This is a genomic window from Singulisphaera acidiphila DSM 18658 (assembly GCF_000242455.2).
Classification (GTDB): domain Bacteria; phylum Planctomycetota; class Planctomycetia; order Isosphaerales; family Isosphaeraceae; genus Singulisphaera; species Singulisphaera acidiphila.
Genome location: NC_019892.1, coordinates 1,534,593 through 1,560,990, shown reverse-complemented (window position 1 = coordinate 1,560,990; position 26,398 = coordinate 1,534,593). Strand labels below are relative to the sequence as shown.

General features: G+C 63.4%; 19 protein-coding genes. 10 read left to right on the top strand and 9 right to left on the bottom strand.

What is annotated here, in order from left to right:
- Positions 1–101: 101 nt before the first annotated feature.
- Genes SINAC_RS06120 through SINAC_RS06105 form a run of 4 tightly spaced genes read right to left on the bottom strand, consistent with a single transcriptional unit; the run spans position 102 to position 3,877 of the window.
- Positions 102–1,061 carry a beta-ribofuranosylaminobenzene 5'-phosphate synthase family protein gene (locus tag SINAC_RS06120; protein WP_015244810.1) on the bottom strand — a complete coding sequence of 320 codons (960 nt, stop codon included), beginning with the start codon at positions 1,059–1,061 and terminating at the stop codon, positions 102–104.
- Complete coding sequence (locus SINAC_RS06115) at positions 1,058–1,651, bottom strand: DUF447 domain-containing protein (RefSeq protein ID WP_015244809.1); 594 nt, start codon at positions 1,649–1,651, stop codon at positions 1,058–1,060. Before SINAC_RS06115 ends, SINAC_RS06120 begins: the two co-directional genes overlap by 4 nt.
- On the bottom strand, positions 1,648–3,060 hold the full coding sequence (locus SINAC_RS06110) for a DUF6513 domain-containing protein (protein WP_015244808.1): 1,413 nt from the start codon (positions 3,058–3,060) through the stop codon (positions 1,648–1,650). The genes SINAC_RS06115 and SINAC_RS06110 overlap by 4 nt, the downstream gene beginning before the upstream one ends.
- Before the next feature lie 43 nt (positions 3,061–3,103).
- Positions 3,104–3,877 (bottom strand): SDR family NAD(P)-dependent oxidoreductase, encoded by a 774-nt coding sequence (locus tag SINAC_RS06105; RefSeq protein ID WP_015244807.1) that lies wholly within the window; start codon positions 3,875–3,877, stop codon positions 3,104–3,106.
- Positions 3,878–4,114: 237 nt separating this feature from the next.
- On the opposite strand from SINAC_RS06105, the gene SINAC_RS06100 reads away from it, so the two are divergent.
- The 9 genes from SINAC_RS06100 (at position 4,115) to SINAC_RS06060 (ending at position 13,434) form a co-directional block, all read left to right on the top strand.
- Complete coding sequence (locus SINAC_RS06100) at positions 4,115–5,452, top strand: formylmethanofuran dehydrogenase subunit B (RefSeq protein WP_015244806.1); 1,338 nt, start codon at positions 4,115–4,117, stop codon at positions 5,450–5,452.
- A 77-nt stretch (positions 5,453–5,529) separates the two neighbouring features.
- Positions 5,530–7,167: a formylmethanofuran dehydrogenase subunit A gene (locus SINAC_RS06095; RefSeq protein WP_015244805.1), complete on the top strand. Its 1,638-nt coding sequence runs from the start codon at positions 5,530–5,532 to the stop codon at positions 7,165–7,167.
- Positions 7,164–8,063 carry a formylmethanofuran--tetrahydromethanopterin N-formyltransferase gene (gene fhcD / locus SINAC_RS06090; protein ID WP_015244804.1) on the top strand — a complete coding sequence of 300 codons (900 nt, stop codon included), beginning with the start codon at positions 7,164–7,166 and terminating at the stop codon, positions 8,061–8,063. The genes SINAC_RS06095 and fhcD overlap by 4 nt, the downstream gene beginning before the upstream one ends.
- Positions 8,064–8,160: 97 nt before the next feature.
- Positions 8,161–9,117, top strand: coding sequence for an SPFH domain-containing protein (locus tag SINAC_RS06085; protein WP_015244803.1), 957 nt, complete (start codon positions 8,161–8,163; stop codon positions 9,115–9,117).
- Positions 9,118–9,299: 182 nt separating this feature from the next.
- Positions 9,300–10,130: a formylmethanofuran dehydrogenase subunit C gene (locus tag SINAC_RS06080; RefSeq protein WP_015244802.1), complete on the top strand. Its 831-nt coding sequence runs from the start codon at positions 9,300–9,302 to the stop codon at positions 10,128–10,130.
- A gap of 29 nt (positions 10,131–10,159) precedes the next feature.
- Positions 10,160–11,104 (top strand): methenyltetrahydromethanopterin cyclohydrolase, encoded by a 945-nt coding sequence (mch, locus tag SINAC_RS06075; RefSeq protein ID WP_015244801.1) that lies wholly within the window; start codon positions 10,160–10,162, stop codon positions 11,102–11,104.
- Positions 11,101–12,012 (top strand): ATP-grasp domain-containing protein, encoded by a 912-nt coding sequence (locus SINAC_RS06070; protein ID WP_015244800.1) that lies wholly within the window; start codon positions 11,101–11,103, stop codon positions 12,010–12,012. The genes mch and SINAC_RS06070 overlap by 4 nt, the downstream gene beginning before the upstream one ends.
- A complete protein-coding gene (locus SINAC_RS06065) occupies positions 12,009–12,899 on the top strand; it encodes a triphosphoribosyl-dephospho-CoA synthase (protein WP_015244799.1) in 891 nt (296 codons plus the stop codon). The genes SINAC_RS06070 and SINAC_RS06065 overlap by 4 nt, the downstream gene beginning before the upstream one ends.
- A 43-nt stretch (positions 12,900–12,942) precedes the next feature.
- Positions 12,943–13,434, top strand: a complete 492-nt coding sequence (locus tag SINAC_RS06060) for a 6-pyruvoyl trahydropterin synthase family protein (protein WP_015244798.1) — start codon at positions 12,943–12,945, stop codon at positions 13,432–13,434.
- 655 nt (positions 13,435–14,089) lie between these two features.
- Here SINAC_RS06060 and SINAC_RS06055 read toward each other — a convergent pair.
- The gene (locus SINAC_RS06055) at positions 14,090–14,425 is read right to left on the bottom strand and encodes a hypothetical protein (RefSeq protein WP_020465821.1); all 336 of its coding nucleotides are present in this window, start codon (positions 14,423–14,425) and stop codon (positions 14,090–14,092) included.
- Here SINAC_RS06055 and SINAC_RS06050 point away from each other — a divergent pair.
- On the top strand, positions 14,403–15,932 hold the full coding sequence (locus tag SINAC_RS06050) for an ISKra4 family transposase (RefSeq protein WP_015244796.1): 1,530 nt from the start codon (positions 14,403–14,405) through the stop codon (positions 15,930–15,932). The genes SINAC_RS06055 and SINAC_RS06050 overlap by 23 nt on opposite strands.
- Positions 15,933–16,082: 150 nt before the next feature.
- Here the strand turns inward: SINAC_RS06050 and SINAC_RS06045 are convergent, their stop codons facing one another.
- From SINAC_RS06045 to SINAC_RS06030, 4 genes are all read right to left on the bottom strand, one after another.
- Positions 16,083–17,552, bottom strand: coding sequence for an IS701 family transposase (locus SINAC_RS06045; protein WP_015244795.1), 1,470 nt, complete (start codon positions 17,550–17,552; stop codon positions 16,083–16,085).
- A gap of 451 nt (positions 17,553–18,003) precedes the next feature.
- Positions 18,004–18,378, bottom strand: a complete 375-nt coding sequence (locus tag SINAC_RS06040; RefSeq protein WP_015244793.1) for an iron-sulfur cluster assembly scaffold protein — start codon at positions 18,376–18,378, stop codon at positions 18,004–18,006.
- Positions 18,379–18,681: 303 nt separating this feature from the next.
- Positions 18,682–19,305, bottom strand: a complete 624-nt coding sequence (locus SINAC_RS06035; protein WP_020465823.1) for a hypothetical protein — start codon at positions 19,303–19,305, stop codon at positions 18,682–18,684.
- Positions 19,306–19,507: 202 nt separating this feature from the next.
- On the bottom strand, positions 19,508–26,353 hold the full coding sequence (locus SINAC_RS06030; protein WP_015244791.1) for a glycosyltransferase: 6,846 nt from the start codon (positions 26,351–26,353) through the stop codon (positions 19,508–19,510).
- Positions 26,354–26,398 lie beyond the last annotated feature (45 nt).

The window sequence follows — 26,398 nt, the reverse complement described above, 5'->3', positions numbered from 1 at the left end:
GCCGCAAAAGCGTCACGAGGAGGGACGACCGTCCAAGCCAGGTCTTGGCGATTGACGGTCGCCCTTCCGGGGCTGCAAAAATGCGGGAGTACCCCGGCCTTTTACGAGCGGCCAGCGCTCACGACCGCTCCCCGTTCGCTCACGCTGGTCCAGAAGGCCGAGCCTTCGGGCAGATGGAATCGGTCGCAGATCGTGTCGAGGATCTGTGCGCGGCGACCGTCCGACTCGTTGCTGAAAGCGTAGAGCGTCGGCCCCCAGGAGCTTTGCCCTGCGCCGTGGAGTCCCTCGGCTTCCAGCCCTTGAATGATCGCGGCGAGCTCGGGGCGGGCGAAGATTCCCCCTTGAGCGGGGGCGAAACAGCGGCCGACGCGTTCCTGTAGCTCAGCCAGGGCCGCCCCGAAGGTCGGCAGGTCCCGTTCGAGGACGGCCGGCAACAGGCCCAGGAGGACGAGACGGCAGAGCCGGTCGGCGACGTCCTCGGGGGTGGGAGGGAGTTGGGCAAACGCCTGGACCTCGGCCGAGCCGTGCAGGCCGCCATGCGGTCCGGGCAGGATGACGAGAACCTTCCACTCGGGCGGGAAGTCGAGGTGGGCGAGCAGGGGGGGGATGCCGTCGTCGGTCCGCCGCCCCCCGTCGACGATCAGGCCGCCCCGCGCGAAGCCATGAAGACCCACGCCCGAGCGCAGGCCGCGCCCACAGAGCTCGGCCAGAGTCGCTGCCGAGGGTTCATGGTGACCGGCCAGCCGCAAGAGCAGGCGAGCCACACCAAGGCTGAGCTGCGTTCCGACCCCCAGGCCGACGTGCTCGTCAGGGGCGTGATGGATCACAATCCGCGCGGGGGGGAGATCGACGCCGGCCGTCACCAACCGCTCGGCGACCCGAAGCGCACGATCGGCGAGCCGGCCTTCGGCTTGCCAGTCCTCCGCAAGCTCGACCGTCAGCTCGATACCGGGCGTATCGATCATCAGGCCGACACCGCCGAACTGCCTCGGGCAGTGCGGACCCCAACCGAGGAGGCCGAAGTGCAGGCGACTGGGGGTCCGGATCAGAAGTTGAGTCATGGCTGGCGATCGTCCGAGTCGAGGATGCGCCGCCGGGCGACGTCGCTCACATGGTCACGTAAAAGTTCGAAGGCCTCACGCTCGTCGGCTCCGCCGGTCTTCTCGACCAGGATCGCCAGCCTGTCGAAATCGGCCAAGATCGCGTCGAGGGGAAGAATCGACGTCCGGGTCGCCAGGATGGCCGCCTCGACGACCGCATGTTTGCCACGGTTCAAGCCGAAGAAGTCGCGCTGACGGCCGTGAGCGACGACCTCCACCGTGATTGTGGTCCGTGGTTCGCGGTCGTCAAGCTCGACGACCCGAAACTCGAAATAGCGACAGGCGTCGGTGATGATCCGCCCGCCGACGACCTCGGCCGGGCGGGTCGGCGGACCGACCGGGCGGCCGATCGCCGCCTTCGCGATGAGCAAGACATCATCGGTAACGTGGAAGACCCCTTCATGAAGCACCTTCAAGTTTCGATATGTCGTCGATGTCTGGAACGGCCGGAGCACGAACCGGCGCATCGCAGGGTCGACTTGCGGGCCCATCGGCGCGACGTTCAAGGTTCCTTCCCGATCCAGGGTCGTCACAATCCCCTCGAGAATCACGACGAGGCCTCGCTGGCGGGTGACACGGTTTTCCGCTTCCGATGACTCACTTCCGGCTCGGTGAGGAACCCCCAGTCGAGCGATTGGTCCTGCCTGTACGCCTTGTTCAAGGTCAATGCCGTCTTGGCTTTCATGAGTTCATAACCCAGGTAGAACGCGTGCGAGGGGTCCGTCACCTCCATGCGGTCGAAGAGGACAAACGGGTCAATATCGCTTAAAAACTTAATATTATTCATTGCATAAATCATCCCATCCTCGGCGAAGATCCGCCAGTTCGGGTCCTTGATCCGCCGGGCCAACTCGGCCAGAGCCTCGGGCCCGAACCGGGGGACCTTGGGGTCGCGCAGCGCGACCAGTCGCGGCTCGACGTGCTTGGGCAACATCCGCCGCGTCACCGAGTGATAAACCAGGCGCCGCGCCAGGTCGAGTTCGCGGACCGATGAACGTGCCCAGTTGATGACGGCCGTCGTCAGAACACTGCCGACCGACAGTTCCTGGCAGAAGCCCGCGAGCAGGGTATTCACGGCCGCGGAATCGGCGTCGGTTAATTCGGTCAGATTTCCGATCCCCATCATCATCGCGGCGTTCGGATAGAGGCGGCGGACTTCAAGGTAGCGGCCAAGAGACGCGGCAAAGCCAAAACCGATCGGCTCGAGAATCGGGTCGATCCGAAACGGAACCCCCTGCCGCTCAAGGAACGCGACCGTCTCATCGAGTCCGTCGAGCGTCCCCGGCCTATCCGGCATCGCGACGACCTCAACGCCCCAGCCGGCGGCAAGTTCACGGTTCGACCCATTCACGCTCAACACGAGGTCGGCCCCGGCCGCAACCGCAGCGGCCACTTCCTCCGGGTCGAAGCTATCGACCGAGACGCGGTGTCCCTCCGCGCGCAAGGCCGCGACGGCCTCGCCGACGCCGGTCCAAGGGCCGCCCGGATCACACCCAAGGTCGATCCGATCCGCCCCCTCGTCCGCGAACCGGCGTGCCATCGCGAGCAGGGCGTCGCGAGTCAGTTGCGGGGCGTGGTTGATCTCGGCGAGAATCTCGATGTCGAAGCCGCCGTAACCCTCGAGCCGGGTGTCGGTCTGCCCGAAGTGGCGGGGCAAGTCGCGGATATCCTCAGGGCCCCGCTCGACGGAGGCGGTCCCCGCCTTCTCGATGACGGCCGAGAGATCGCCCCGGCAAAGGCCGGGCAAGATCACACGCTCGATGCCAGGCGGAACCACCAGGTTCCGCGCGACCCATTTGGGCGTCATCAAGGCGGCCACCGAGATCGGTAAGACGGCGACTTCAGCGATGAATCCGGCCCGGGGGGCGAGGTCGTCGAGGACCTGGCGCACCGCGAACTCGGCCAGGCGGCCGGTCACGAAGAGCAGGCGAGGCCGATCCGACCCGACTTCGTGGGCCACACTTTCCTCCCAATCGAAGAGTCGATCCGCCAACACACAGGGATTAACGGACAGCGCCGCCGTTGATCCGCAGGATCTGGCCGGTCAGGAAGGCCGAACCGGGCGAGACGAGGAACCGAGCCAGGTGGGCCACATCTTCCGGCGTCCCCCACCGAGCCAGCGGGGTCTCGCGAAGCACGCGCTCTTGCCAGACGCGGGGGGCCGAGTCGCCCCAGGCGGTCCTGATCCAGCCGGGAGCCACGGCGTTGACGCGCACGACGGGGGCCAGACTGAGCGCCAGGCTCCGGGTAAACGCCATGACCGCCCCCTTGGTGGCGGCATAGAGCTCTCCCGAATCTCCTTCCATGCCCGTCTCGGCCTGATCCCAGCCCATCGTGACGATCGAACCGTGCCCTTGGTCCTTCATCCTCCGGCCCACGTCGCGGGTCAGGCGCATCGTCGCCACCACGTCGACGGCCCAGAGTTGATCGAGCTTGGCCTCGAAACTCAACTTGGCCGCCGCTCCGGTCAAGGTGTCGGCCCCCGCGATCTGAAGCCAGGCATCGAGGCCGCCCCACAGGTCCCAGGCGTCGGCGACCAGTCGGTCCCCAGCCTCTCGGTCCGCGAGGTCGGCCATCAGGACGTGCGCCCGCCGCCCTTTGCCCCGCACCTCGTCGGCGACCCGCTCGGCGGCCTCCCGTGAGGTCCGCCCGTGGATCACAACGTCGGCTCCCCCGTCGGCCAGCGCAAGGGCGACCGCCCGGCCGATCCCTGAGGTCGAACCCAGCACGACGGCCCGAAGACCAGCCAGCTCAGGAATGTCGGCAGGTGATGTCATTGGGATTCAAATCAAAAAAAAGGGGTCGAGCCGATTCCTGTTCGCCGCCGTTTCTCCTCTCCTTTTGTTGTAGCCGTTTCCCGACCGGGTCTCAAGACGAGCACCGATCGGCTCATGACGGTTTGACACTCTCAGAGTCCTCTGGGAGAATCCCGGCGGACTCGCAGGTGTGGGTTACCTCCCATCGCTTTCTGTAACACTCGGCCACGGTTCCTCAGCAAAAGAAGAGAGCGGGGGATGAGCATGCCGCAAGAACCAAGCCTGGCGACCTCGACACCCCCGGACCGAACCGTCGCAGACGCCACCTGCACCGCGTGCGGCTGCCTTTGCGACGACCTGATCGTCAAGACGGAGGGGGGGCGGATCATCGAGGCGGTCAACGCGTGCGAGATCGGGCGGCGTTGGTATTTCGCCGATCACGCGCACGAAGGACTCCCGGCGGCGACCATTGAGGGACGCCCGGTGGAACCGACCGTGGCCCTCGACCGCGCGGCCGAGATCCTCGGACAGGCCCGCGCTCCGATCGTCCTCGGACTGACGCGAACGACCACGGAAACCGTCGCCACGGCCCTGGCCATCGCCGACCGGATCGGCGCGGTGGTCGACCCGGACACGTCCGACGGAGATCGCGCCAGGCTGCTGGCCACCCAGCGGGTCGGCCGCGTCTCGGCGACGCTCGGCGAAGTCAAGAATCGGGCCGACGTCGTCCTCTTCTGGGGCGTCGATCCGGTGGTCACGCACCCGAGGCACTGGGAGCGGTACTCGGTCGAACCCCACGGCCGCTTCGTGCCCGACGGTCGCGCGGGGCGAACGATCGTTGTGGTCAACGCCAGTCGGACGGCGACCGCCGAGCGGGCCGACCAGTTCGTACCCGTCGCCCCGGAGGCCCAACTCGCGGTTCTGACAACCTTGCGGGCCCTCCTTCGAGGCGCCTCCCCCGATCCAGGCCGGGTCGAGCGTACAACGGGCCTGGACCTGAAAACATTACGCGGACTCATCGACCGGCTCAAAGCGGCGAAATACGGCGCCTGGTTCTACGACGCCCGGCTCGGGAGCGGGTCTGGCGGAGCCGCTCGAATCGAGGCGGCCCTGGCCCTGGTTCGCGACCTGAATTCCTTCACCCGGTTCGTGATCCTCGGTCTCGGCGGCCCGGGCAACCCGGCAGGGGCCGAGGCGGCCCTCACCTGGCAGACCGGATCTCCTTCCAGCGTGAGCCTGACCCGAGGTTCGCCCCGGACGATGCCCGGTGTGACCTCGGCCGAAGCCCTGCTGGCGGGAGGCCGAGCCGACGCCGCCTTGATCGTCGCCGAGGGGGAACTGCAAGAACTCTCCGAGGCCGCCCGCGCTCATTTGGAGCGCATCCCTCGAATCGTCATCGGCCCCAAGGCGACCGCGCCGGGGAGCGCGGCCACGGTCGGACTCGACGCGGCGACTTACGGCATCGATGCCGGCGGCACGGTAATGCGGTCGGACGGCGTGGTCTTGCCACTCCGGCCCCCGCTGAACCCGAGCACGCCGACGGACCGGGAGTGGCTTCAAGCCCTTGAAACCCGGATCCATTCTCATGTCTCTTGATCCCGATCTGTTTCAGGCTCCCTTTTTTCGGTGAGCGGCGGTAGGAACGGATCTTCAACGGCCAGGGTCTTCCGCGCATGACAACGCTTCGGATCGCAGGTGGACGAGTGGTCGATCCGGCCAACGGAGTCGACGACGAGGTCCGCGACCTCTGGATCACCGACGGCCGCGTGGTCGAGGCCCCCACCGACCCCGGCGCCAAGCCTGACCGGACACTCGACGCCCGAGGCTTCGTCGTCATGCCGGGGGGCGTGGACGTCCATTGCCATATCGCCGGCTCGAAGGTCAACGCCGCGCGGATGCTTCGGCCCGAGGATCAACGCAGCAAAGGGGTCCCTCGCCACAACGGACTGCGGTCAGGCTCGCTCGGTAGCGTGCCCAGCACGTTCACCACCGGCTACCGCTATGCGGGGCTCGGCTACACGACGGCCGTCGACGCCGCAATCCCCCCTTTGGGAGCGCGACACGCCCACCACGAGCTTCGCGACACCCCGATCATCGACAAGGCCATCCTCATCCTGATGGGGAACAACCACGCGGTGATGGACCGGATTCGCGAGGGAGAACACGCGAGGCTCCGCGACTACGTCGCCTGGCTCTTGAACACCACCCGGGGCTACGGGGTCAAGGTGGTCAACCCGGGGGGGGTCGAGAACTGGAAGGAAGGGCACGGCAACGTGACGTCGCTCGACCAGGTCGTCCCCCACTTCGAGGTGACCCCTCGGCAGATCCTGGTCGAGTTGGCCCGCGTAGTCGACGAGCTCGGGATCCCGCATCCAATGCACTTGCACACCCCGAACCTCGGTCTTCCCGGCAACTGGACGACGACGCTCGAAACGATGAAGGCGCTCGACGGCCACCGGGCTCACATGGCTCATATTCAGTTTCACAGCTATGGCGGCTCGCTCGACGACACGAGGGCGTTCGACTCCCAGGTCCCGGCCTTGGCCGATTACATCAACACCCATCCCGGTATCTCGGTCGACGTCGGCCAGGTCCTCTTCGGCGACACCACGAGCATGACGGCCGACGGGGCGGTCGGCCAGTTCCTCCACTCGGTCACGGGTCGGAAATGGCTAAGCCATGACGTCGAGATGGAGACAGGCTGCGGTGTCGTGCCGATCACTTACGAAAATAAGAACTTCGTTCACGCCCTCCAGTGGGCGATCGGCCTGGAGTGGTATCTCCGCGTCGACGACCCGTGGCGGGTGGCGATGAGCACCGACCACCCCAACGGCGGGTCGTTCCTGGCCTACCCGCAGATCATCGCCCTGTTGATGGACCGGGGGCACCGCGCCGACATGCTCGCCAGCCTTCCCGACCGGGTCCGCGCTCGGTCGGGCCTGGGGGACCTTTCCCGCGAATATACTCTGTCCGAGATCGCCATCATCACCCGCGCCGCCCCGGCGCGAATGCTCGGCCTGGCACAGAAGGGGCACCTCGGTCCAGGGGCGGATGGCGACGTGGCGATCTACGCTCCCGACGACGATAAGGAGCGGATGTTCTCGCTCCCTCGCTACCTGATCAAGCACGGGGAGATCGTCCTCGACGATGGCGACCTGCGTCACGCCCCCAGCGGCGAGGTCCGGTTCAGCCAGCCCGGCTTCGACCCCGAGGCCGTTGCCGAGATCGAAGAATGGTTCTCACGTGACTACTCGATTCAGTTTGCGAACTTCCCGGTGAGCGACGACGACCTTGAAGGGGCCACGTCATGACGATCGCGATCAACGGCGTGGCCATCGCCGATACGTTCGCCGAAGCGTTCCCGATGACGGCCGCCCGCGCGATCATCACCGCCGACACGCCGACCTGGGCCGAGATCGCCGGGCGAACGATGAGCGGGTATGCGACGAGCGTGATTGCCTGCGATGCCGAGGCCGCGATCGAGCGCGTGCTCACCCCGGAAGAGACCCCGGACGGCCGACCCGGGGTGAGCGTACTCCTGTTTGCATTCAGTCGCGACGCCCTCGAAAAAGCGCTGATGAACCGGGTCGGCCAGTGCGTGATGACCTGCCCGACAACTGCCTGCTACAACGGCCTGCCGCTCGGCGAGAAGACGATCAACGTCGGGGGCCGACTTCGCTACTTCGGCGATGGCTGGCAAATCTCCAAGCGGCTCGAAGGCAAGCGTTACTGGCGAATCCCGGTGATGGATGGAGACTTCACCTGTGAAGAGGTCTTCGGCACAACCAAAGGGGTGGCCGGCGGCAACATCATCCTGCTCGGGATTAACCCGGCGGAGACGCTGGCCGCAACCGAGGCGGCCGTCATCGCGATGCGGGCCTGCCCCGACGTCATTCTCCCCTTTCCAGGGGGCATTGCCCGCTCCGGTTCGAAGGTGGGAAGTAAGTATAAAAAGCTCCGGGCGAGCACGAACACGGCGTTCTCCCCGGGCTTGCGCGGGCTGGTGGATTCGGTACTTCCCCCCGAGGTTCAGTGCGTCTACGAGATCGTGATCGACGGCCTGACCCTCGAGTCGGTCGAGCGAGCCACGGCCGTCGGAATTCGCGCGGGGGCCCTCCCGGGTATCGTCGAGATCACGGCGGGCAACTACGGGGGCAAACTCGGCCCGTTTCATATCCGCTTGCCCGATGTCCTGACCCGTTATTGAGCAGCACCTCTTCAACACGCGGCAATATCGGTCGGATGAGGGCGAATAGCGTCTGCATTACGATGATTTGCTTTCCCCCTAATAAACGAGGTCTCTGATGGAAGGTATTGTTGGCTTTCTCATTGTTCTGGTCGTACTGGGTGTCATCTTCATGATGTTCGGCCCACTGTTCACTGTGAACCAGCAAACGGCGGTCATCGTCCAGCGGTTCGGCAAGTTTGCCCGCGTGGCGCAGCCGGGCCTGAACATTCGGATCCCTCTGATCGAGATGATCGCCGGTCGACTCAACCTGCGCGTCCAGCAGCTCGACGTGAAGGTCGAGACCAAGACCGAGGATAACGTCTTCGTCCACGTAATCGTCGCCGTTCAGTACCACGTCTTGCCCGAGAAGGTGTACGACGCCTACTACCGGCTGGCCAACGCCAACCAGCAAATCACCGCGTTCGTCTTCGACGTCACCCGCGCTCGCGTCCCCCGGATCAAGCTCGACGACCTGTTCGAGAAAAAGGATGAGATCGCCGACGCGGTCAAAAACGAGCTCTCGCACGTCATGTACGACTTCGGCTACGGGATCGTCAAAGCGCTCGTGACCGACATCGAACCCGACCACACGGTCAAAGAGGCGATGAACGCGATCAATGCCGCCCAGCGGATGCGGATCGCGGCGACCGAGAAGGGGGAAGCCGACCGGATCCTCAAAGTGAAAGCGGCCGAGGCCGAAGCGCAAAGCAAGGCGCTCCAGGGCAAGGGCATCGCCGACCAACGGCGGGCGATCGTGGACGGGCTCCGCGAGTCGGTCGACGAGTTCCAGAAGAGCGTCACTGGAACCACCGCCCAGGATGTCATGAACCTCGTCCTCATGACCCAGTACTTTGACACGCTCAAGGAAATCGGCGCCACTTCGGTTTCCAACACCATCCTGATCCCACACTCCCCCGGGACCCTCACCGACCTGACGACCCAGATGCGCACCGCCATGATCACCGCCGAAGTCGTCGGCCGCGAACCGCAATCTCATGGCGACCGTCCCCAGGGGACAAAGCCCACGCGCTGAGTTGGGACACCCGCCAGAAGAGTGCCGGCAATGCGACACCTCACCACAAGGGGCGAGGTGTCGCGTTACCAACCACGAAACAAACAAGACAAAACATCCAACAATTCCAAAGCATCGAATCCCATCAACACGTCCATTTTTCATACACCTACCATTAAATCCCCTCTCCCAAGGATCATCGGATGGCTTTGAACTTGCATTGGCGAGGAACGACGAGTCTCACCATCGAAGCCGAGGGGCTCGCACCCGAGAGGCTGGCATCGTTGTCAGCCGCGGATATTGGTCGGAGCAAGGTGAGTCTCGGCAACGCCGAAGCAGAGTTGGGGGAGTTGTTCGCGATTGAAGGAAGTGCTGAGGACGGGCATGTCACCCTCGAAGGGGACCTCCGCCAGGTTGATCGGCTGGGACAGGGCATGAGCACGGGGACGCTGACGATCCGAGGGGACGTGGGGGCCGAGCTCGGGGCCGAAATGACGGGGGGCCGGATCGAGGTTCAGGGAACCGTCGGCGATTGGGCCGGCGCCGAGATGCGCGGGGGCGTCCTCAAAATTCGAGGAGGGGCCGGCCGATTCCTCGGTGCCGCCTATCCGGGGAGCCGCCTGGGTATGAGGGAGGGGGTCATCCTGGTTGAGGGGGCGATCGGTGAGGACGCGGGGCTGGCGATGCGCCGCGGGCTGATCGCCGTGGCGGGATCAGCGGGCGACGGACTCGGGCGGGGAATGATTGCCGGATCGATCTTCGCGTTTGGGCCGGTCGGCGACTTTCCAGGGGCGGGGATGAAGCGCGGGACCTTGGCCTTCTTCGAAGGCGAGGGCGACGGCACGAACGAGCGATGGCTCTTGCCGACGTTCGTCCCAAGCGGAAGGTCACGGCCGCCGTTCCTGACGATCTATCTCCGCCAATTGCGGCAGTGGGGGTTCCCGGTGCCGGACTCCGCTTTCTCAGGCCCGCTCGCACGGTACAATGGGGACTTGGCCCAGCGGGGTCAGGGAGAAATCTGGGTCGGGCCGTGAGTGGCTTCGGCTTGGCCGGGAGTCTGACGATGAATCTCAATGAACGATCGCTCAAGGTGGTTGAAGAACTTCTCGCTCGCGCCGAGGAGCGGAAGGTCGCCCTCCATCCGATCGAAGGGGGGGGACGGTTCATCGACTGCGGACTCGACGTTCCGGGCGGCTTGCAGGCCGGTCTCGACCTGGCCCGCGTCTGCCTGGCCAACCTGGCCGAGGTGACGATCGTGCCGGGGGACGTGGCGGGGCGGGCTTGCCCCGTGGTGCAGGTGGTCACCGACCATCCCGTCCGCGCCTGCCTGGCGAGCCAGTATGCCGGCTGGGCGATCAGCGAGGAGAAGTTCTTCGCGATGGGCTCGGGCCCGATGCGTGCGGCAAAGGGGGACGAGCCGATCTTCGCGAAGATCAATGCAGGCGAGTCGGCCAAGGCGGTGGTGGGAGTCCTCGAAACACGCAAGAAACCGACCCCCGCCGTGGTCGCCAAGATCGCCGCGGCTTGCCGGGTCGCCCCGACCGATCTGACGCTCCTGGTTGCGCCGACGGCGAGCATCGCGGGCGGAGTGCAGATCGTTGCGCGATCGGTCGAGACCGCCTTGCACAAACTTGCCGAGCTTGGTTTCGACATGTCCCGGATCGAGTCAGCCTGCGGGTCAGCCCCACTGCCGCCGGTCGCGGCGAACGACCTGGCCGCGATCGGCCGGACCAACGACGCGATCCTCTATGGGGCCCGCGTCGTCCTGTACGTCCGAGGGGATGACGCCAGCCTCGAGGCGATCGGGGCCAAAGTCCCTTCGTCCGCCTCGCACGACCACGGCGAGCCGTTCGCGGTGATCTTCGCGAAGTACCATAACGACTTCTATGCCGTCGATCCCCACCTGTTCAGCCCGGCCGAGGTCGTCTTCCAGAACCTCGAGACCGGTCGGGTTCACGTCTTCGGCCAGGTTGCGACCGACGTCATGGTCCGCTCGTTCTTCTCGTGAGTACCCGGAGCACCGCCTCGTCGCCACATTTGGTCGCACTCGTCTCGGGCTTCGGCTGGCACGTCCAGGACCTTCGTCGAGCGGCCGAGACGCTCCACATCCGGCTGGACGCGGTCTCGTTCCCCCGGGTCGTCGGCCACGTGGGCGCGGGCCGGTCGCGCGTGGAGGCAGACGGAATCGACCTCGGCCAGGTCGACGGCGTGCTCGTGCGGATGATGCCCCCCGGAACCCTCGAGCAGGTGGTCTTCCGGATGGACGCCCTCCACCGGCTCGAGGCCCTCGGCGTTCCCGTCCTCAACCCGCCACGCGCGGTGGAGGTGGCGGTCGACAAGTACCTCGCGCTGGCCCGACTTGACGCCGCCGGCCTTGCCGTACCACCAACCTGGACGGGCGAATCGGCCACGGAAGCGCTCGCGGCCTTCGAGCGGCTCGGTGGTGACGTGGTGGTCAAGCCGCTCTTCGGCTCGGAAGGACGGGGGCTGGTCCGGGTCTCCGACCTCGAACTGGCCCGGCGAACGTTCCACACCCTGGAACGGCTCGGTGCCGTCATTTATGTTCAAAGTACGATTCGTCACCCCGGCTACGATCTCCGCGCGTTCGTCCTCGGCGGCCGGATCCTGGGCGCGATCCGTCGCCACGCCGCCGGCTCCGACTGGCGGACCAACGTCTCGCTCGGCGGTCGCCCTGAGCTCTGCTCGCTCGAGCCGGAAGCCGAGCAACTGGCCCTCAGCGCGGCCAAGGCCGTCGGCACCGAGATGGCCGGGATCGACCTGCTGCCGGATCTCGATCGCGGCCGTCTGCTCATCCTCGAGGTCAACGCCGTGCCCGGCTGGCGTGCCCTGGCCGGGACGACGGGCGTCGACGTGGCCTCGGAAATCCTCCTCCATTTGAGAGATGCCCAGCGATGACGCCCTCAAACGCCTCGTCCCTCAGCCCGGGGCAACTCGCACAGATCGCCTGCCTGTTGGAAGTCTCCGCGCGGAAGCCGGGGAACGTTTACCCGGGACGTGGGTTCGTCGATGCCAACTTCGTGGATTTCCTCCTCAGCGCCTCCGTGATTGCCGCGCCACTCGATCGGGCCCGGGAGATTGGCGTCGGCGCTTCGATTCTCGAGGCCGTGGAGGCGACCTGCCGCGTCGTGGCGACCAACACCAACCTCGGGATGATCCTCCTTTTCGCCCCCCTGGCCGCCGTTCCGGAGGATCGTTCGCTCCAGGAGGGCGTGCCCAACGTCCTCGAGTCGACCACCATCGCCGACACCCGGCTCGTCTATCGAGCGATCCGCCACGCCCGGCCCGGCGGGCTCGGATCGGCCCCGGACCAGGACGTGGCCGATGAGCCGAGCGTGACCTTGGTCGAAGCCATGCGGCTGGCCGCCGACCGCGACCTCGTGGCCGCCCAATATGCAAATCAATTCGCAGACATGTTCGACCTTGCTCTCCCCGCCTTGCGAGCGGCCCTGGCCGAAGCGCGTCCGCTCGAGACGGCCATCGTCTCGGCCTATCTCACGGTTCTGGCGAACCGGCCTGACAGCCTGATCGCCCGTAAGCGAGGAAATGCCGAAGCCCGCCAGGCCGCGCAGCGTGCGGCCGAAGTCCTCACCGCCGGCTGGCCCGACACCCCCACCGGCCGCTCGCTCTGTGAGACGTTCGACGGCTGGCTCCGCGAGGAAGGGCACTCGCGGAACCCAGGGGCAACCGCCGACCTGATTGCGGCCGCCTTGTTCGCCGCTCTCCGAGATGGGACAATCAGGCTGCCGAGACCCGCCGGGGCCACGGCCTGGTCAATTGATTGATTGAGTCGTTTGAACGCAGTCCCAAAAAGGGAGTTTCACGGTCGTGTCCGATTCCCGCTACAAGGTCCGCGTCAGCAAGGATTACCTGGTCTTCTGCTCGGGGCACTTCATCACCTACCTCGGCGACCAGTGCGAGCGGATCCACGGCCATAACTACCGCGTGGCCGTCGAAGTGGAAGACGACCTCGATCAGAACCACTACGTTTTCGACTTCATCGCCCTCAAAGACCTGACACACGCGATCACCGACGAACTCGACCACCGGATGCTCCTGCCCACCGAGAGCACCCAGATCCTCCTCGAGGACGATGGACCGAACTGGCGGGTCCGCTACCAGGATCGCTACTGGAGTTTCCCTCGCAACGAGTGCGCCCTCCTGCCCATCGCCAACACCACGGCCGAGCTTCTGGCCAACTACATCGCCGGCCGGCTCCGCGAAGCCCTGACCTCGCGAGGACTCGCATTGCCTCGGGTCATGCGGGTTGAGGTGGAAGAGAGCTTCGGCCAATCGGCCGAAGTCGAGTGGCGGAAGTAGAGCAGGCCCCCCGCGTTACCCACATCGACTGGCTGGGATCGGTTCTCGGGCCTTTGTGTGCAGGCCGGAAGTCCGGGGGTCGGGGACGGCCCGATCGCACACTCTGGGACCCCCTGGGCGATAACCGCTTGAGCGGGCAAGCGCCACCCTACGCGCGGTCGTTCCGGCCAAAAGCGTTCGTGGGTCACCGCCCCGGCGCCTTCTCGCCTCCTTCAACCATTTTGAGAACTCGATCGAGCTTCGTCTCGAGCAAACTCAGGCGATATCAGGCTTTATGGCGTATGCCGAATGACAACATGGTGGCGATTGCATCCATATCATCCGTCGTAAAGCTTGAGGGCCCAAGGATTCAAGAGTTTCAATATCACGCACTCGTGCAAATACGTGCCGGAAACGTAACGGAGTACTATTAGAGTCTCGAGAAACGTCGTGCAGGCTGCTTCCGCTGCGACTGACAGCCTCCCTGCAGACATGTTTTCACGCTCAAAAATTCATGATGTTGTTGCTGCCATGCGAATACAGTTGGGCACAACAACTACATTTATCGAAACATGCAAATCTCACTGCCGAATTCGGACCGAGCAGCAAAAAACACAGATCGCGTTGACTCTACAAGAGAATTGACGCTTCTACGATCGCGGGGCAATGCAATTGCTCATTCTTCTGGATAGTAAAGGGCAAGAAAAAGAAAGATGACTCCTAGAACCAGTGCCACTACACTCACTCTACGCAGGACGCCTGGCGTGAATGGCACAAATCGGCCTATTAGTTCATACGAAGCTTTCGGGATAATCCTTTTGTTGATTTTGAGGATCGCATCGGTGAAGAAAAACTGGATCAATGCGCCGACAATGGCCATTATTCCCCAGCCAAGAAACGTAGAATCGTATTTCATTGGGTGTAACCCGCCGCCCGCTCTGTTGACTTTGTTCTCTGTCAACACTTTACGACGATAGGGGATGAAAAAAATGGCTCCCTTGCGGCAGAACATCGGTTACCACACCAGAATGTTCTCCCCGACCAAGGGAACCGCCATGATCATGAATCAAGAGCAGGCTCTCCTCAAGGCTCAAGTCCAACTCAATCAACTGATTGAATCAGTTCACTCGGCCGCCGCAGCCGCTTGGCGGATCCATCAGGTCGAACGCGATCTCATGGCGCAATTGCTCGATCTCGGATTGACCCTCTTGAATCTCTTCATCGCACACCACGGCGACGGGGACCTCGGAACGACGGCCGGGACCGTTGACGGCCGAACGGTGGTCCAACGACTCCCTCAGAAGCATGATCGCCGCTACGTTGCGATCTTTGGTGAACTTACTAGCCCTCGCGTGGTCTACGGCACCCGCGAGGGACAAAGGATCGAACGTGCTCCGCTCGACGAATCGCTCGGCCTGCCCGGAGGTGATTTCTCTTATGTCATCGAGGATTGGGCCCAGAGGTTTGGCCTCAAGGGATCGTTCGCCGAGGCGGCCGAATCGCTCCAGACCTTGCTCCGCCTGCGACTCGGCGTGCATACCCTCGAACGCATGAGCCAGGAGATGGCCGGCTCCGTGGTCCCGTTCCGGGAGGCGATCGAGCCGCCGCCGGCCGTGGACGAAGGGCCGATCCTGGTGGTCACCGCCGATGGCAAGGGGATCCCAATGCGTCGCCCGCCCCAGGAGGGCCCCAAGCCCCACCATCGCCGCACCAAGGGGGAGAAGGCGAACAAGAAACAGATGGCCTGCGTCGGTGCGGTTTACAGCATCAAGCCGTTCGTGCGGACCCCTAATGACGTCCTTGATGAGGTACTTCGCGACCGTTGCAGCGACGACCGCCCCGAGCCGACTCATAAGCACGTCTGGGCCGAGATGAGCCGCGACATCGAAGGCAAACCGATCGGCGCCAAGGATGCAATCTTCTGCGCCCTGTTCCAGGACTTGACGCTTCGCAACGTCGGCCACGACCGACCGGTGGTCTGTGTGATGGACGGTGAGCGCGCGTTGTGGGAAGCGCAACGGGTCTACTTCCCGGAAGCGGTGGGGATCTTGGACCTGTTTCATGTGATGGAACGGCTCTGGACCGCGGCCCATTGCTTCCACGCCGAAGGGAGCGACGATGCGGAGGCATTCGTCGCGGATCGACTCCGAGGATTGCTCGAAGGTCGTGTCGGCTACGTCATCGGCGGACTTCGCCAACGCTTGGCCAAGCATCAGCTCAAAGGCTCGCGTCGCAAGACGTTGACGTCGGTGATCACCTACCTGGAGAACAACCGGGAGCATTTGCGGTATGACGAATACCTGAAGGCTGGCTATCCGATTGGTAGCGGCGTGGCCGAAGGAGCATGCCGCCACTTGGTCAAAGATCGGCTGGAGCAAACGGGAATGCGCTGGACGGTTTCGGGTGCCCAAGCGATGCGCCATCTCCGTGCAACCTACCTGAATGATCAATGGGACGACTTCATAGAAAAACGGATCGATTGCGAGCAAACCAGGCTGTATGGGAAAAATGCGGCGTAGCGCTCTGCGGAACCTTTTGCGGACCCACTTAGTTTGACTTTTGCCGTTTTGACGACCTTGTCGTGCCAGCGCGCACCCTGATCCGAGGAGACCCCTTGCGACGGCGTCTCGGACCGGGCTTTTGAGCGTGGCAAGCGACTTGGCGGGGGTTCAGGCCGCGGGGGCAAGGCCGTTGAGCAGGAGTTGCCGGAATCCGGGCGTGAGCTTTTGGAACACCACGCGATCACCAGGGATCGCCAAAACCCATTCCAGCCACAACCAGCGGCGGACCGCCGTGATCGCATCCGAGAACGTTACATCACATTTGCCCGGCCAGTCCACGCCGCCGACCCGCGACCCGCGTCTCGGCAATCGGGAGTAAAGCCAGGTCACCAGGGTATACAGTCCGAACAGGCAGGGACCCACGCGCAGGACCGTGTCTCGACTCCAGCCACGCGTCGTCTCCATGCGGAGGTAAGAGCGAATTTCCTCGAAGGTGGTCTCGATGTTCCACCGCGCGGTGTAGGTCTCGATCAGCGACGTGACGCTCATCGTGGCGTCGGTCGTGAAGAAATATCCATCCCGGTGCGTGCCGTCCCGGTCGTGGACGAAGACCCAGCGCACGTTCACCAGGGGACGTCCTCCCTTGTACCAGAGTCCGGTCCCCGTCACGGTCTCGACACGACGTCGGCCGCCGCCGTACCAGGCGACTTCCAGGGCCTGTCGTTGCTGGCTCACCTTGACGACTTCCGCCGGGCCGGGCAACTTCGCTCCCTTAACCCGAGGACGTCCCAGGCCCGCGTATTGCGGTGGTGGCTCGACCAGGTTGGCATCGGGGTAAAACAAGCTGACGAGGGTCAGCCGCTTCGGGGTCCGTGCGGCCAGTTCCGCCAACTCGTGGGTCGCATAGCCGCCGTCGGCGGTGACGACCAGGGTCCGATCAGGGAACCATCGCATCAAGACACGAACCAACTGGCCGAGCAATTGGGGCGGTGTTTTGTGCCGTCGGCCGCACTTCGCGTTATCCTCCTTGGTTCGATACAGCGCGATCAACAGCGGCAAGGCCCAGCGTCGCGTGGCCCAGGGGACGGGGACGAGCAGGGCCAAGACGACCCACTTATGCCCCCAGCGGAACGCGGTGTAGGTGTGAGTCGAGCGAACCGGGTCGCGATGGCGTCCCTTACCGTAGACATGAGGGCCGGGATGCTCGGTGACTGTGTCGTCACCCGCCAGGAGGATCGGCCCGTGCGGCACGAAACTGGCGAGGACCGTGGCGATGTAGCGGCGAGCCAGGGCGGCGAGCGACCATCGGTCGCGCGAGAAGACGCGGTGATAGCTGCTGGGGTGCCCGGGCGCCAGGGTGCCCAGGACACGGAGCAGGTTGTTGATCGTGCGTCCGCCCAGAGTCAGGATCGCGGCCAGGGCCAGGAGGATGAACCGGCGATGGGCCGCCCGCGAGAAGGCGGGTTCGAGGGGGTCAAGAACGGTGCGGACCTGCTTGGGGAGTTGCTCGTGAATTCGTTCGAGCCTTCGCCGTGTGGCCCGCGCCTTGCGAGCCTGTCGCCGCCGGTTGGTCCGCAACCGCAAGCGAAGTTGCTTCACGGAGAGTCGCGCGCGAGTCCGATCGGTTAAACTGGTCATGGCGGCCTTCTTGTGTGCGAGGAAGGGCTCTGTGCATACCCCTCATTGCACCAGGGAGGCTCGCCACATTTGTATCCCAAAACGGCAAAAGTCAAGCTTAGTTGTACTACGGGCCAGACCTCGATGGCAGGCGGATCCTCCTGCGCACGAATGTGCAGATCATCGGTAGACGGTGACAGATAGCTTTGAAAAACGGGTGACAAACAGCGGTTCTCCCACACTCTCGATGATGGCGGCCCACTTATCATCGAGAGTGCGGGAGAACCCAAACCTCTCTGAACTTAACAGTAGGGGGGCGACCGAAACCGATGACACAAATCGTGGATGAATGTTGATCCATGCGTATTCATGTGGATACCGCCAGTCTTCGCGGCATTGTTCCATTTAAGCTGGCCCTGATTCGGTTGTGGCGGTAACGAACCATCAGTTGGCTAAGTGGGCAGAGGTTCCGTCAGCTTTTCTGAGAGTAAACGATCATTTTCAAGGCCCGAAAGGCCAGGAGGGCGCATTGCTGTCGTCGCACCAGAAGCGGGATATCGATCCAGTCCAGCATGTCCTGCGGCCCGAGCGTCGCTAGCTCATCCAAAGTCCATCCCTCGACACGCTCGCACAGGATCGAGGCCGCTGCTTGGCTGACGATGCACCCCTGCCCTTCGAAATAAACCGCCTCGACCCGAACTCCTCCCGCCAGTCTAACCTCCAGGTTTACCCAATCGCCGCACACAGCATTGCGTAGATGCTGCGTCGCTGACGGCGCGGTTAGACGCCCCCTGTGATAGGGAGATTCGAAGTGCGCCAGGAAGCTAGAGTCCTCAGCGTTTCGCATGGCCTAACCTGATTTTTCAATTTATGTGCACGAATGCCGATATGCTGTCATGGTTGCTCTACTGAGCGTTGCATAGAGAAGTAAACTTTTTGGATCACCCGATCAGACGGAACGAGTCGAGACCATTTCGCTCGTCGGGGATGACCATCCCACAGTAAAATCCGACCAACCAATCGCCGTGAGAAACCACCAGGATATTGGAGCAATCTGTCGACCATTAGTACGTCCGACTCGGCCCGTCGAACGTCTCCCGGAGCGATCGTGCCCTGCAACGGATGCCGTTCGAAGTCTCGTCGGGACGCATCACGAATACCAGAAGTCAGGCCTGGAGAACCAATCCGGAGTAGGGGCCGAGTAATCACGCCCGATCTCGCTCACAAGGAACTCTAGGCGATGTCCCTCGGGAAAAGACTTCCAATAGGTCGCGTGCCAGGGCGATTCAATGGAAAATTTCATGTCAGCACTAATGCAATTGTATCCTGTGATCCTAAGTTCACCGAAAACCTCGTTGATCCTCTCCCGGGAATACGCCTCGATGAACATCGAGAGCGTATTCCCGTCCTGCTCCAAAGTCCCCCAGTCGACAAATCTGCTCCAATCGGGATGAGACAAAGATTCCCAGTATTCTCCGCCCACCTCGGTCAAACCCACGAAGAGACGCTGGTCCTCCCCGCGAATGGAGTGCTCTAGCTGGTCAATCGACATCGAGAAGCGATCGCCATCTTTGTCGATTACTTCCAAAATACCACTAGCAATACAAGTCAATATGGCTTGAGCGAGCTGGCCGGCATCGAATTCATCGACCTCACGATTGAGGTCCTCCTCGAGAGTCTGTCGATCCCACGAAAGCTCCGTGAGATCTAACCTCGAAACGGCCAGCGTATCGAGCAACCAGCGAGGGAGCAGTGCCTGCCGTGATGTACTCATTCGTTGCATCAATCGATGAATGATTGCCAATGATCCTGTGGAAGTTCGCCCAATCTCGAAGGGAATGGCGGGGTGGGGGCCTGGCTATACTACGGACCGCATGTTCCCCGCTCGAATTGATTCTCCGGCCTCGAATTCTGATAGTCAAGACCTCGGCTGCGGGTGTCGTGACGCTACGGGGGCGAACGACGCGGCGGACCAATCAATTGGCAGAGATGACGAACTTACACTTCCTCTTGGTCACAGGACCGTTGGGTGTGTTCTCGCAGCAATTGCAGCAAAGTGCCGATCCCAACTTTCTTCCCGCAGGCGGCGCCTTCTTGGTACGCAGATAGAGGTAGTGATCGCCCCCCCCTGCTCCGCACGTCGTCGCGGCTGTTCTTTTGGAAGAGGCACCGCCGCTCGTGAGGTAAGGATATCGAGCGCGTAAAGCGGCGTCGGCGCTCGATTGGGGATAACCAGCGCAAGAGACCCAGCCTGGGAATTTGGTGGCGCAGGTATCCCGACACTGGGGATTCGGAGGATTGACTGGCCTGGGATCTGGCACGGGTTGAGGTTCAGGTTGTGGTTCGGGCTCGGTCGACGGGTCTGTGTCTTCGCAATTCAGCCAATAGAAGAGCGGGTCGAGGAGGTAGGGACCAATGAGATATTTCGAGAGACAGTAGGAGCCGAGTGTCGCGGCTGCTCCCACTGCGGCGACGGCTCCTGGGGGCGTGGCGACGAGTGGACCAGCGATAGTAGCGGCAGGCGCCTCAAGCAATCCGGTCAGCAGTCCCCAGGGATCGATGTGGTTTATAGGATTGCTGTCAACGTACTCGTAGAGATTCAGGCTCCCGGTGTCAATCCCCTCAGGATCACGCTGAAGCCATGTGCCGAGCCTTGGGTTGTAGTCGCGGTAGCGAACCCGATACAGGCCGGTCCCGGCGTCGCTGCGGGAACCTGCGAAGAGGGTCTCCCAGCCGAAGCTCGAACCGGACTGCGAGATGAACGCAGGCGTGAGGGTCTCCGGAATGCCGAACGCCTGATAGGCGTAGCGTTCCTGGACGGCTCCTGTGGTATTGGCCACAGCGACGATGTTCAGATTCGCGTCGTTCAGGGCGTAGAGCCGCTCGTCCAGGGTGCCGTTGTTGGCGGTGCTCCGGTCGCGAAGCACGAGGTCGTCGAGAGACATTCTGCCCCAGACGAACTGGCGATCAGGACTCGTCGAAACGGTCCCACCGCTGGCCAGCCGCTCCTCGACGACACGCCAGTCGGCGGTGTAGTAGGCATGGCGGGTCTGGGCGAGCATACCGCCGGAGAAATCTTGGCGGACGATCGGGAAGCGGCGGCCGTCGTAGGCGTTGACTTGCACCGTCACGCCCGAGGTGCGGTCGACGAACCGGACCGGTCGGTTCCACGCGTCGTAGGTGACGGTGTAGGATTGGGTCATATTGTTCGGCTGGAGGACGGTCGTCATGTTGCCCGCGGCGTCGTAGGCCGGGGCCGCCCAAGCCGGGCCCGTGGTCTCGGTGACTGCGGTGATCTCATTGACCGTGTTCGCCGTGCGGCTTTGAACCAAGTCCAAAGTACCGTCGCCGTTGTCGTCCTCGTTGAAGTTTGCCCAGTTGCCGCTGGAGTCTAACGACCAGTTCTGAGCGAACGTCATGCCGGCGATCGTGGTCTGGTTCGTCGAGAGTGTACCTCGCTGCATCGTCGCCACGCGGTACAGGCAGTCGTACGAGTAGAGCTCATCGAAGCTCCGGCCCAGAGTTTCGGCGACGGTATTCTGTCGCCAAAGGCGATTGCCAGCTCGATCGTACCCGTAATGGATGCGGTCGGCATCGGCGTCGGTACCGTAGTTGTACCAACGGTTGTCCTTGATCCGGCCGAAGCGGTCGAATCCGGAATAGATGTCGCCGGTGTCGGGGTCATTGCCGCCGGAGAGGTCGATGAGGGTGAATTGGATCTGGGGTTGGGGGTGATCGACTTCAACGACCGTGACCGCCCCGAGGTAAGAGTAGTCGGCAAGGTGAGTGATGCCGTCATCGTCGATGAGTGACGCGATGCGAGAGGCAGCATCACTTGTGCCGCCGGCCGTGCCGTAGTCGAATGTCAATACACGGCCGTCGGGGTAGGTGAGCGAGGTTGGCCGGATGGTATTGGATGATCCATCGGCATATCCGTATCGGACGTTGGGCGAGGTGAATAAATCGGCCGCACCGGAGTGCTCCTGGTAATCGGCAATCAATTGGGCGAAGTCATTGAACGCGAACTGGGCCTGGTTGACGACGTTCCCTTGGCCGGCGGTGGCGTTGTCATAGCTAGTGATGGTTTGTATCATGCCTCGGACTTCGTAGGCCATCTGGATCCGCAGCACTGCGCCATCCATGCCAGAGCCGAGCGTGGTGATTCGATCCTCCACCTGGCGTCCCAGGAGATCATAATCGTACGAGTGGATCGTACCGTTCTGGTCGGTGAGCGACGTGACTTCCTGTTGGCGGTCGTAGGTGAAGGCTATTTGGTCGTTGCCGACAACCGAGTCGGGGTAGACTTCATACCTCTTGAGTGTACTCGTCGCGACATCGGAATCCGCGAGCGTGGTGCCATAGACGTAGGTCGTCGTCTGGTCTCCGGTGGCGGGGTTGACGACGGTGAGAGTTGCGACCTGCCCATCGGGCGTATAGGTCCAGGTCGTCGTACGGTCCTGGTCCGGGCTTCCGTTAGTCGGGACGCCGTCGACATAATTCTCAATGAGCGTGATCCGGCGACCAGCGTCGTCGAAGGTGGTGTGGTCCACACGGCCGTTCGGATCAATCGTTTGATACTCCTCACCTCGGTCATTGTAGGCGACCGTGGTGACCAAAACGGTGTCGGAGCTGGCCGGGATCGTGGCGAAGCGGGCGAGGTCCGTACCGCCGTTTGTTCCGTAACTAGCCAACGCTACGATCTGGCCCAAGGGATCGGGATACCCGGCCGAGTACGTGACACGAGCATTGGGCGTTGTAGAAGGATTGCCCAGTGGCCCGACCTGGGATGAAGGTGCGTTGTGATAGCGACGACGAGTGGTAAATTGAGTGATATTGTTGGCGTCGTCGTAAACGTTCTCGTTCTGTTCCAGGATCGTGTTATTGGCAACGCTCTGGACGTCAGAATACGTCACGTCGCTGCCGAAGCCCTCGTAACGCGTCGTCGGGCGGCCAAGGCCGTCATAAATAGTCTTGGTGAAGAGTTGAGATCCGGCGGGTTGTTCCTTGATGGGGTTGTTCGCGGTGTCGTACCAGGTGTTGGAGATCAGCGTGTTGCCAACGGTGCCCGTGGATGGGTCGACGCCATAGGTGATCGTCTGGTAAACCCGGCCGCGGTCATCGTACTTGGTCTCGCTCCGTGCAACGAGGTTGCCGGAGGCCGTCGTATCGTAGCGATCGGTCCGGGTGACGCGGTCCAGGCTGTCATAAGACTGCTTTTGATAGAAGTCGACCTCGCCGTCGACGTCGGTCTGACGATTCCGCCAGTCGTACAGGTAAGTGGTGACGCGGGTCGTGGTGGCATCGACATACTGCGTCACTCGCGTGAGGTTGTTGTCCCCGCCGGACTGGCCGTCGTCGTACTGACCTTCGGTCACGACCACCATGTTGTTGCCGGCCGCACCGCCACCCGTCGGATCGGTCTCGGTCGCCCCCGTGTCGTCCGTGCCGACGTACGTCGCGATGACGTTATCCCGTGTGTCGAAGACGTCGAACGTGATCGTCCCACCCGGGGAGACGGTTCGGTTATGACGCTTCATTGCATCGTAGCCGAAGTCGGTCTCGTCGTAGTTAGTTCCTGGCGAGCCCGCGCCAGTGACGGGAATCGTGTGGTACACCCTCTGCGAGGCGATCAGGCAGCAGTCGGTGTACTGAGAGGTCGTCCAGCGAACGTAGGAGGACTGGGGAAAACTGTCGGTTGGCTGCAAACGGCCGGACGTTAACGAGCGTGTGGCCTGGATTTGCTCCAGCGTGTTTCCCCCCGCGTTCCGCTTGGTGATCGCCACCGGGTTGATCAGTATGTACGTGTAGTTGGGGGCCGTCCCCGTCGCGTACCCCTGGCCCGTCCAGACCTGGTAGGTTGCATCCTGATAGACAATCCACGTCGCGCGGCGAACGTTAGTCGCCGTGCCGCCCAGATCGATCGTGTGCCAGGGGCCAAGGGCCTGCGTCCGACGGCCGAGGTCATCGGACTGGTAGTCTGTGATCAGGTTCAGGCCACCGCCGGTGGGCGTGTTCCAGCCGACCGGCGAGCCGGATGTTTGGGACGTGTCAACGTCATCGATCCGCCGGGCCAGTGCCCCGGTTGGGATGTTGTAGACGAAGGCGGTGATGAAGCCCCGTTCGTCCGTCGACCAGGTCCCATTCCCAAAAATGTCGTAATAGTCCAGGGTCGTCGCCGAGGTGCCCGAGCCATTCTGGGACGTTGGGACGGCTGGCAACGTGGTCGTCTTTTGCTGGACCTGTGTTGTCCCAGCGTACCAGGTGTAGGCGTAGGTGGTCGAGGCGGCCCCCGTGCCATCGTCGTTGCGGTAGACCGTGAGGTTCGCAACCGGGTAGACCGTTGAGTCCCCGGCCGTCCGCGACGTATAGGCGTAGCTGCGCAAGACCACCGCCGTCCCGGCGCTGCCCTGCTGAATCTTCTCCCGCCACACGTACCCTCGGGCCGCGCCCGAACCGGTAGCCGTGTAGTAATCCGTCAACTGGATCAAGCCGGCATTGGCGTTGAGCGCCACGCCCAGATTGGGGGACGAATCGTTATACGCGACGATCGCCGAAGGGTTGGCCGCGAGCGTCTGATGGGCCTCGGAGTCGAACTCGAAATAATTGACCCAGGAGTCGGTGCCCGACGTTAGCTTCTTGAGAAGGATCTGGCCAATGTAGTTCGTGTAAACGACGTTCTGGCTGCCGTCCGGCCGGGTCTCGACCGTCTTCATCGCCCAGTTGTTGTAGTCGTCCGTGTTGCCGCTAGATGTGAAGGCGAAGGTATAAGTCCGCGAACCGCCGTCGAGCGATTCCAGAGTTACCCGCTGGTTGGAATCGTATTGCAGGTACTGATCGGCGTACTGGGCGAGTACGGTGTCGGCGATGCTCAACGGGTCGAGCCCATCGGCGATCATGGTGGCGTAAGTATTCGGTTTGACGACATATTTCAGGCCGTGGCCGAATCCGTTGGGATCGCCAGTCAAGTAATAACGGTAGTAATGAATCTGAATGTCGGCCCATCCAACGCCTTGGGGTACCTGGAGGCGTACCCGCTTCAGATCGCCCAGGCCACCGTGAGCTTCGCCGGCAGCGTAATACTCATAGGCGACCTTCCGGATCTCGCTCCAGGCTCCACCGTCGACCCGGTTGCGGAGCGTGAGTTCCGTGGTCCTCCCTTCTCCGTTGTAGGAATAGAAGAACGACTGGAAAGTCGTGACGCCGTCCTGCGTCGCGCTGCGCTGGATCTCGGTGATGCGGTCGCCGCCGGAGTACGAGACGGCCCGGGTCTCCTGGCCGGCGGGGGTGACGTGGCTGCGGAACATGCCGACTGGCTGGGCCCCCTGGTCGAAATCGTGGAACGTCCACCGCTCGCCGGTCGGGAGGCCAAGCGTGAAGACGTGTCCTACGGTGTCGTGGCTCAGGGTCGACTTGGCCCCGTAACGGCCCGCGTAGGAACCGCCGACTGAATCGAACCAGAGCGTCTGGCGCGTACCTCGCACCACCGTGATCGATCCGTCTGCGCGTTCGATCAGGTACGGCCACTGCTCGACGAGCCAGTTGTAGCCGTTGCCGAAGTCGGCGCTGGACGAAAGCTGGTTGCAGTAGACGCGCCGGTGCTGCCAGGTTTTGCCGAATCCCCCAGCCTCTAGGTCGGTGACCGCGATCTGAACCTCCCCGTCGGAATAGCGGACCGGTGCCTCGCTGCATCCGCAATCGCAGCACTCGGGGTCGCTTTCGCAAGGAGGCGTCGGGGGCGGTTCCGGGGGAGGGGGAGGGGGACTCGGCGTGAAGAACTCGTCACCTGCCTTGGAGATCGCACTCTTCAAGGCCGCTGACGTCCCCGCCATCGTATCACGGCCGAGGTCGCCGCCTCCCGATGCGAGGCGAGGCCAGGCCAGGCCAAACCGCTTGGCGTACCAGAACTCGTCCCGGTGCCTACGGGCCATCAGGTACGCCCGCTCCTCCTCGACACTGGCCCGTCGCGACTCGAACACCTGCCAGGCGTGCGCCCACAGGCCCTCGGGATGGTCCGGCAGCGCCTCGGCGTGCCGCCGCCGGCCCAGCTCGACCCACGCCTCCCAGACCCCATGAGTGAAGTTCTTGCGAGCGAACCGGATCTCGTTCGCCGCCAGCTGCCCGCGCGGGACCTCGTAGTCGAAAGACCGCCGGAAGCGGTGCCCGACCACCGGCTCCGGGTCGTGCAGGACGGGGTGGCCCATAAGCCAGCATTTGAGGCTGAAGTCGACGTCCTCGACGCCCCAGGCCCGCATGTCGGGGTCGAAGCCCCAAAGCGTCTCGTACAGCTCCCGCGACACCGCGAAGGCGCAACCAATCGCCGCCGGCGACTCGTAGAACGTCCTCGCGCCCTCCCGGACGACGCGCATCGCCGAAAGCGGAAGCCAGGCGCTGCGCAACGTCTCGAGGTCCGCCCGATAGCCCTGCCCGAGCGACGCCGCCGCGTTCCGCCAGCGGTCCACGTCTAGCGAGACGATCGTCGGCGTCACCACCGCCCGGCCGCGCAGGAGCTCCACGTCCTCGACGAGCTGACGCAACGCCCCCCGCTCCGGCTTGGCGTGGCCGTCGAGAAAGATCAGCACCTGGCCGGAGGCCGCACGGGCCCCCCGGTCCTTGGTGGGCGAAGGGCCGAGGCGTTCCGCGTTCCTGAGGACGCGCAGCCGGGGGAATCGTCGCTCGACTTCCTCGACCGATCCGTCCCAGGACGCGTCGTCGACGACGACGATTTCATAGTCTATTCCCGAGCACGTCTCGACGCAGGACCGGACGGTCCTCGTCAGTGCCTCGCCGTCGTTGAACGTGGCGATCACGATACTGGCGCGCATCGTCGACTCCTGGGAGATGTGGCAGGGGCACTGCGGCGGACGTCG

Bases quoted from the DNA above. Each gene is read 5' to 3' on its own strand.
- SINAC_RS06120 (WP_015244810.1), bottom strand. From the start codon at position 1,061: ATGACTCAACTTCTGATCCGGACCCCCAGTCGCCTGCACTTCGGCCTC.
- SINAC_RS06105 (WP_015244807.1), bottom strand. From the start codon at position 3,877: ATGACATCACCTGCCGACATTCCTGAGCTGGCTGGTCTTCGGGCCGTC.
- SINAC_RS06100 (WP_015244806.1), top strand. From the start codon at position 4,115: ATGAGCATGCCGCAAGAACCAAGCCTGGCGACCTCGACACCCCCGGAC.
- SINAC_RS06095 (WP_015244805.1), top strand. From the start codon at position 5,530: ATGACAACGCTTCGGATCGCAGGTGGACGAGTGGTCGATCCGGCCAAC.
- fhcD (WP_015244804.1), top strand. From the start codon at position 7,164: ATGACGATCGCGATCAACGGCGTGGCCATCGCCGATACGTTCGCCGAA.
- SINAC_RS06085 (WP_015244803.1), top strand. From the start codon at position 8,161: ATGGAAGGTATTGTTGGCTTTCTCATTGTTCTGGTCGTACTGGGTGTC.
- SINAC_RS06080 (WP_015244802.1), top strand. From the start codon at position 9,300: ATGGCTTTGAACTTGCATTGGCGAGGAACGACGAGTCTCACCATCGAA.
- mch (WP_015244801.1), top strand. From the start codon at position 10,160: ATGAATCTCAATGAACGATCGCTCAAGGTGGTTGAAGAACTTCTCGCT.
- SINAC_RS06065 (WP_015244799.1), top strand. From the start codon at position 12,009: ATGACGCCCTCAAACGCCTCGTCCCTCAGCCCGGGGCAACTCGCACAG.
- SINAC_RS06050 (WP_015244796.1), top strand. From the start codon at position 14,403: ATGGCTCCCTTGCGGCAGAACATCGGTTACCACACCAGAATGTTCTCC.
- SINAC_RS06055 (WP_020465821.1), bottom strand. From the start codon at position 14,425: ATGTTCTGCCGCAAGGGAGCCATTTTTTTCATCCCCTATCGTCGTAAA.
- SINAC_RS06045 (WP_015244795.1), bottom strand. From the start codon at position 17,552: ATGACCAGTTTAACCGATCGGACTCGCGCGCGACTCTCCGTGAAGCAA.
- SINAC_RS06040 (WP_015244793.1), bottom strand. From the start codon at position 18,378: ATGCGAAACGCTGAGGACTCTAGCTTCCTGGCGCACTTCGAATCTCCC.
- SINAC_RS06035 (WP_020465823.1), bottom strand. From the start codon at position 19,305: ATGAGTACATCACGGCAGGCACTGCTCCCTCGCTGGTTGCTCGATACG.
- SINAC_RS06030 (WP_015244791.1), bottom strand. From the start codon at position 26,353: ATGCGCGCCAGTATCGTGATCGCCACGTTCAACGACGGCGAGGCACTG.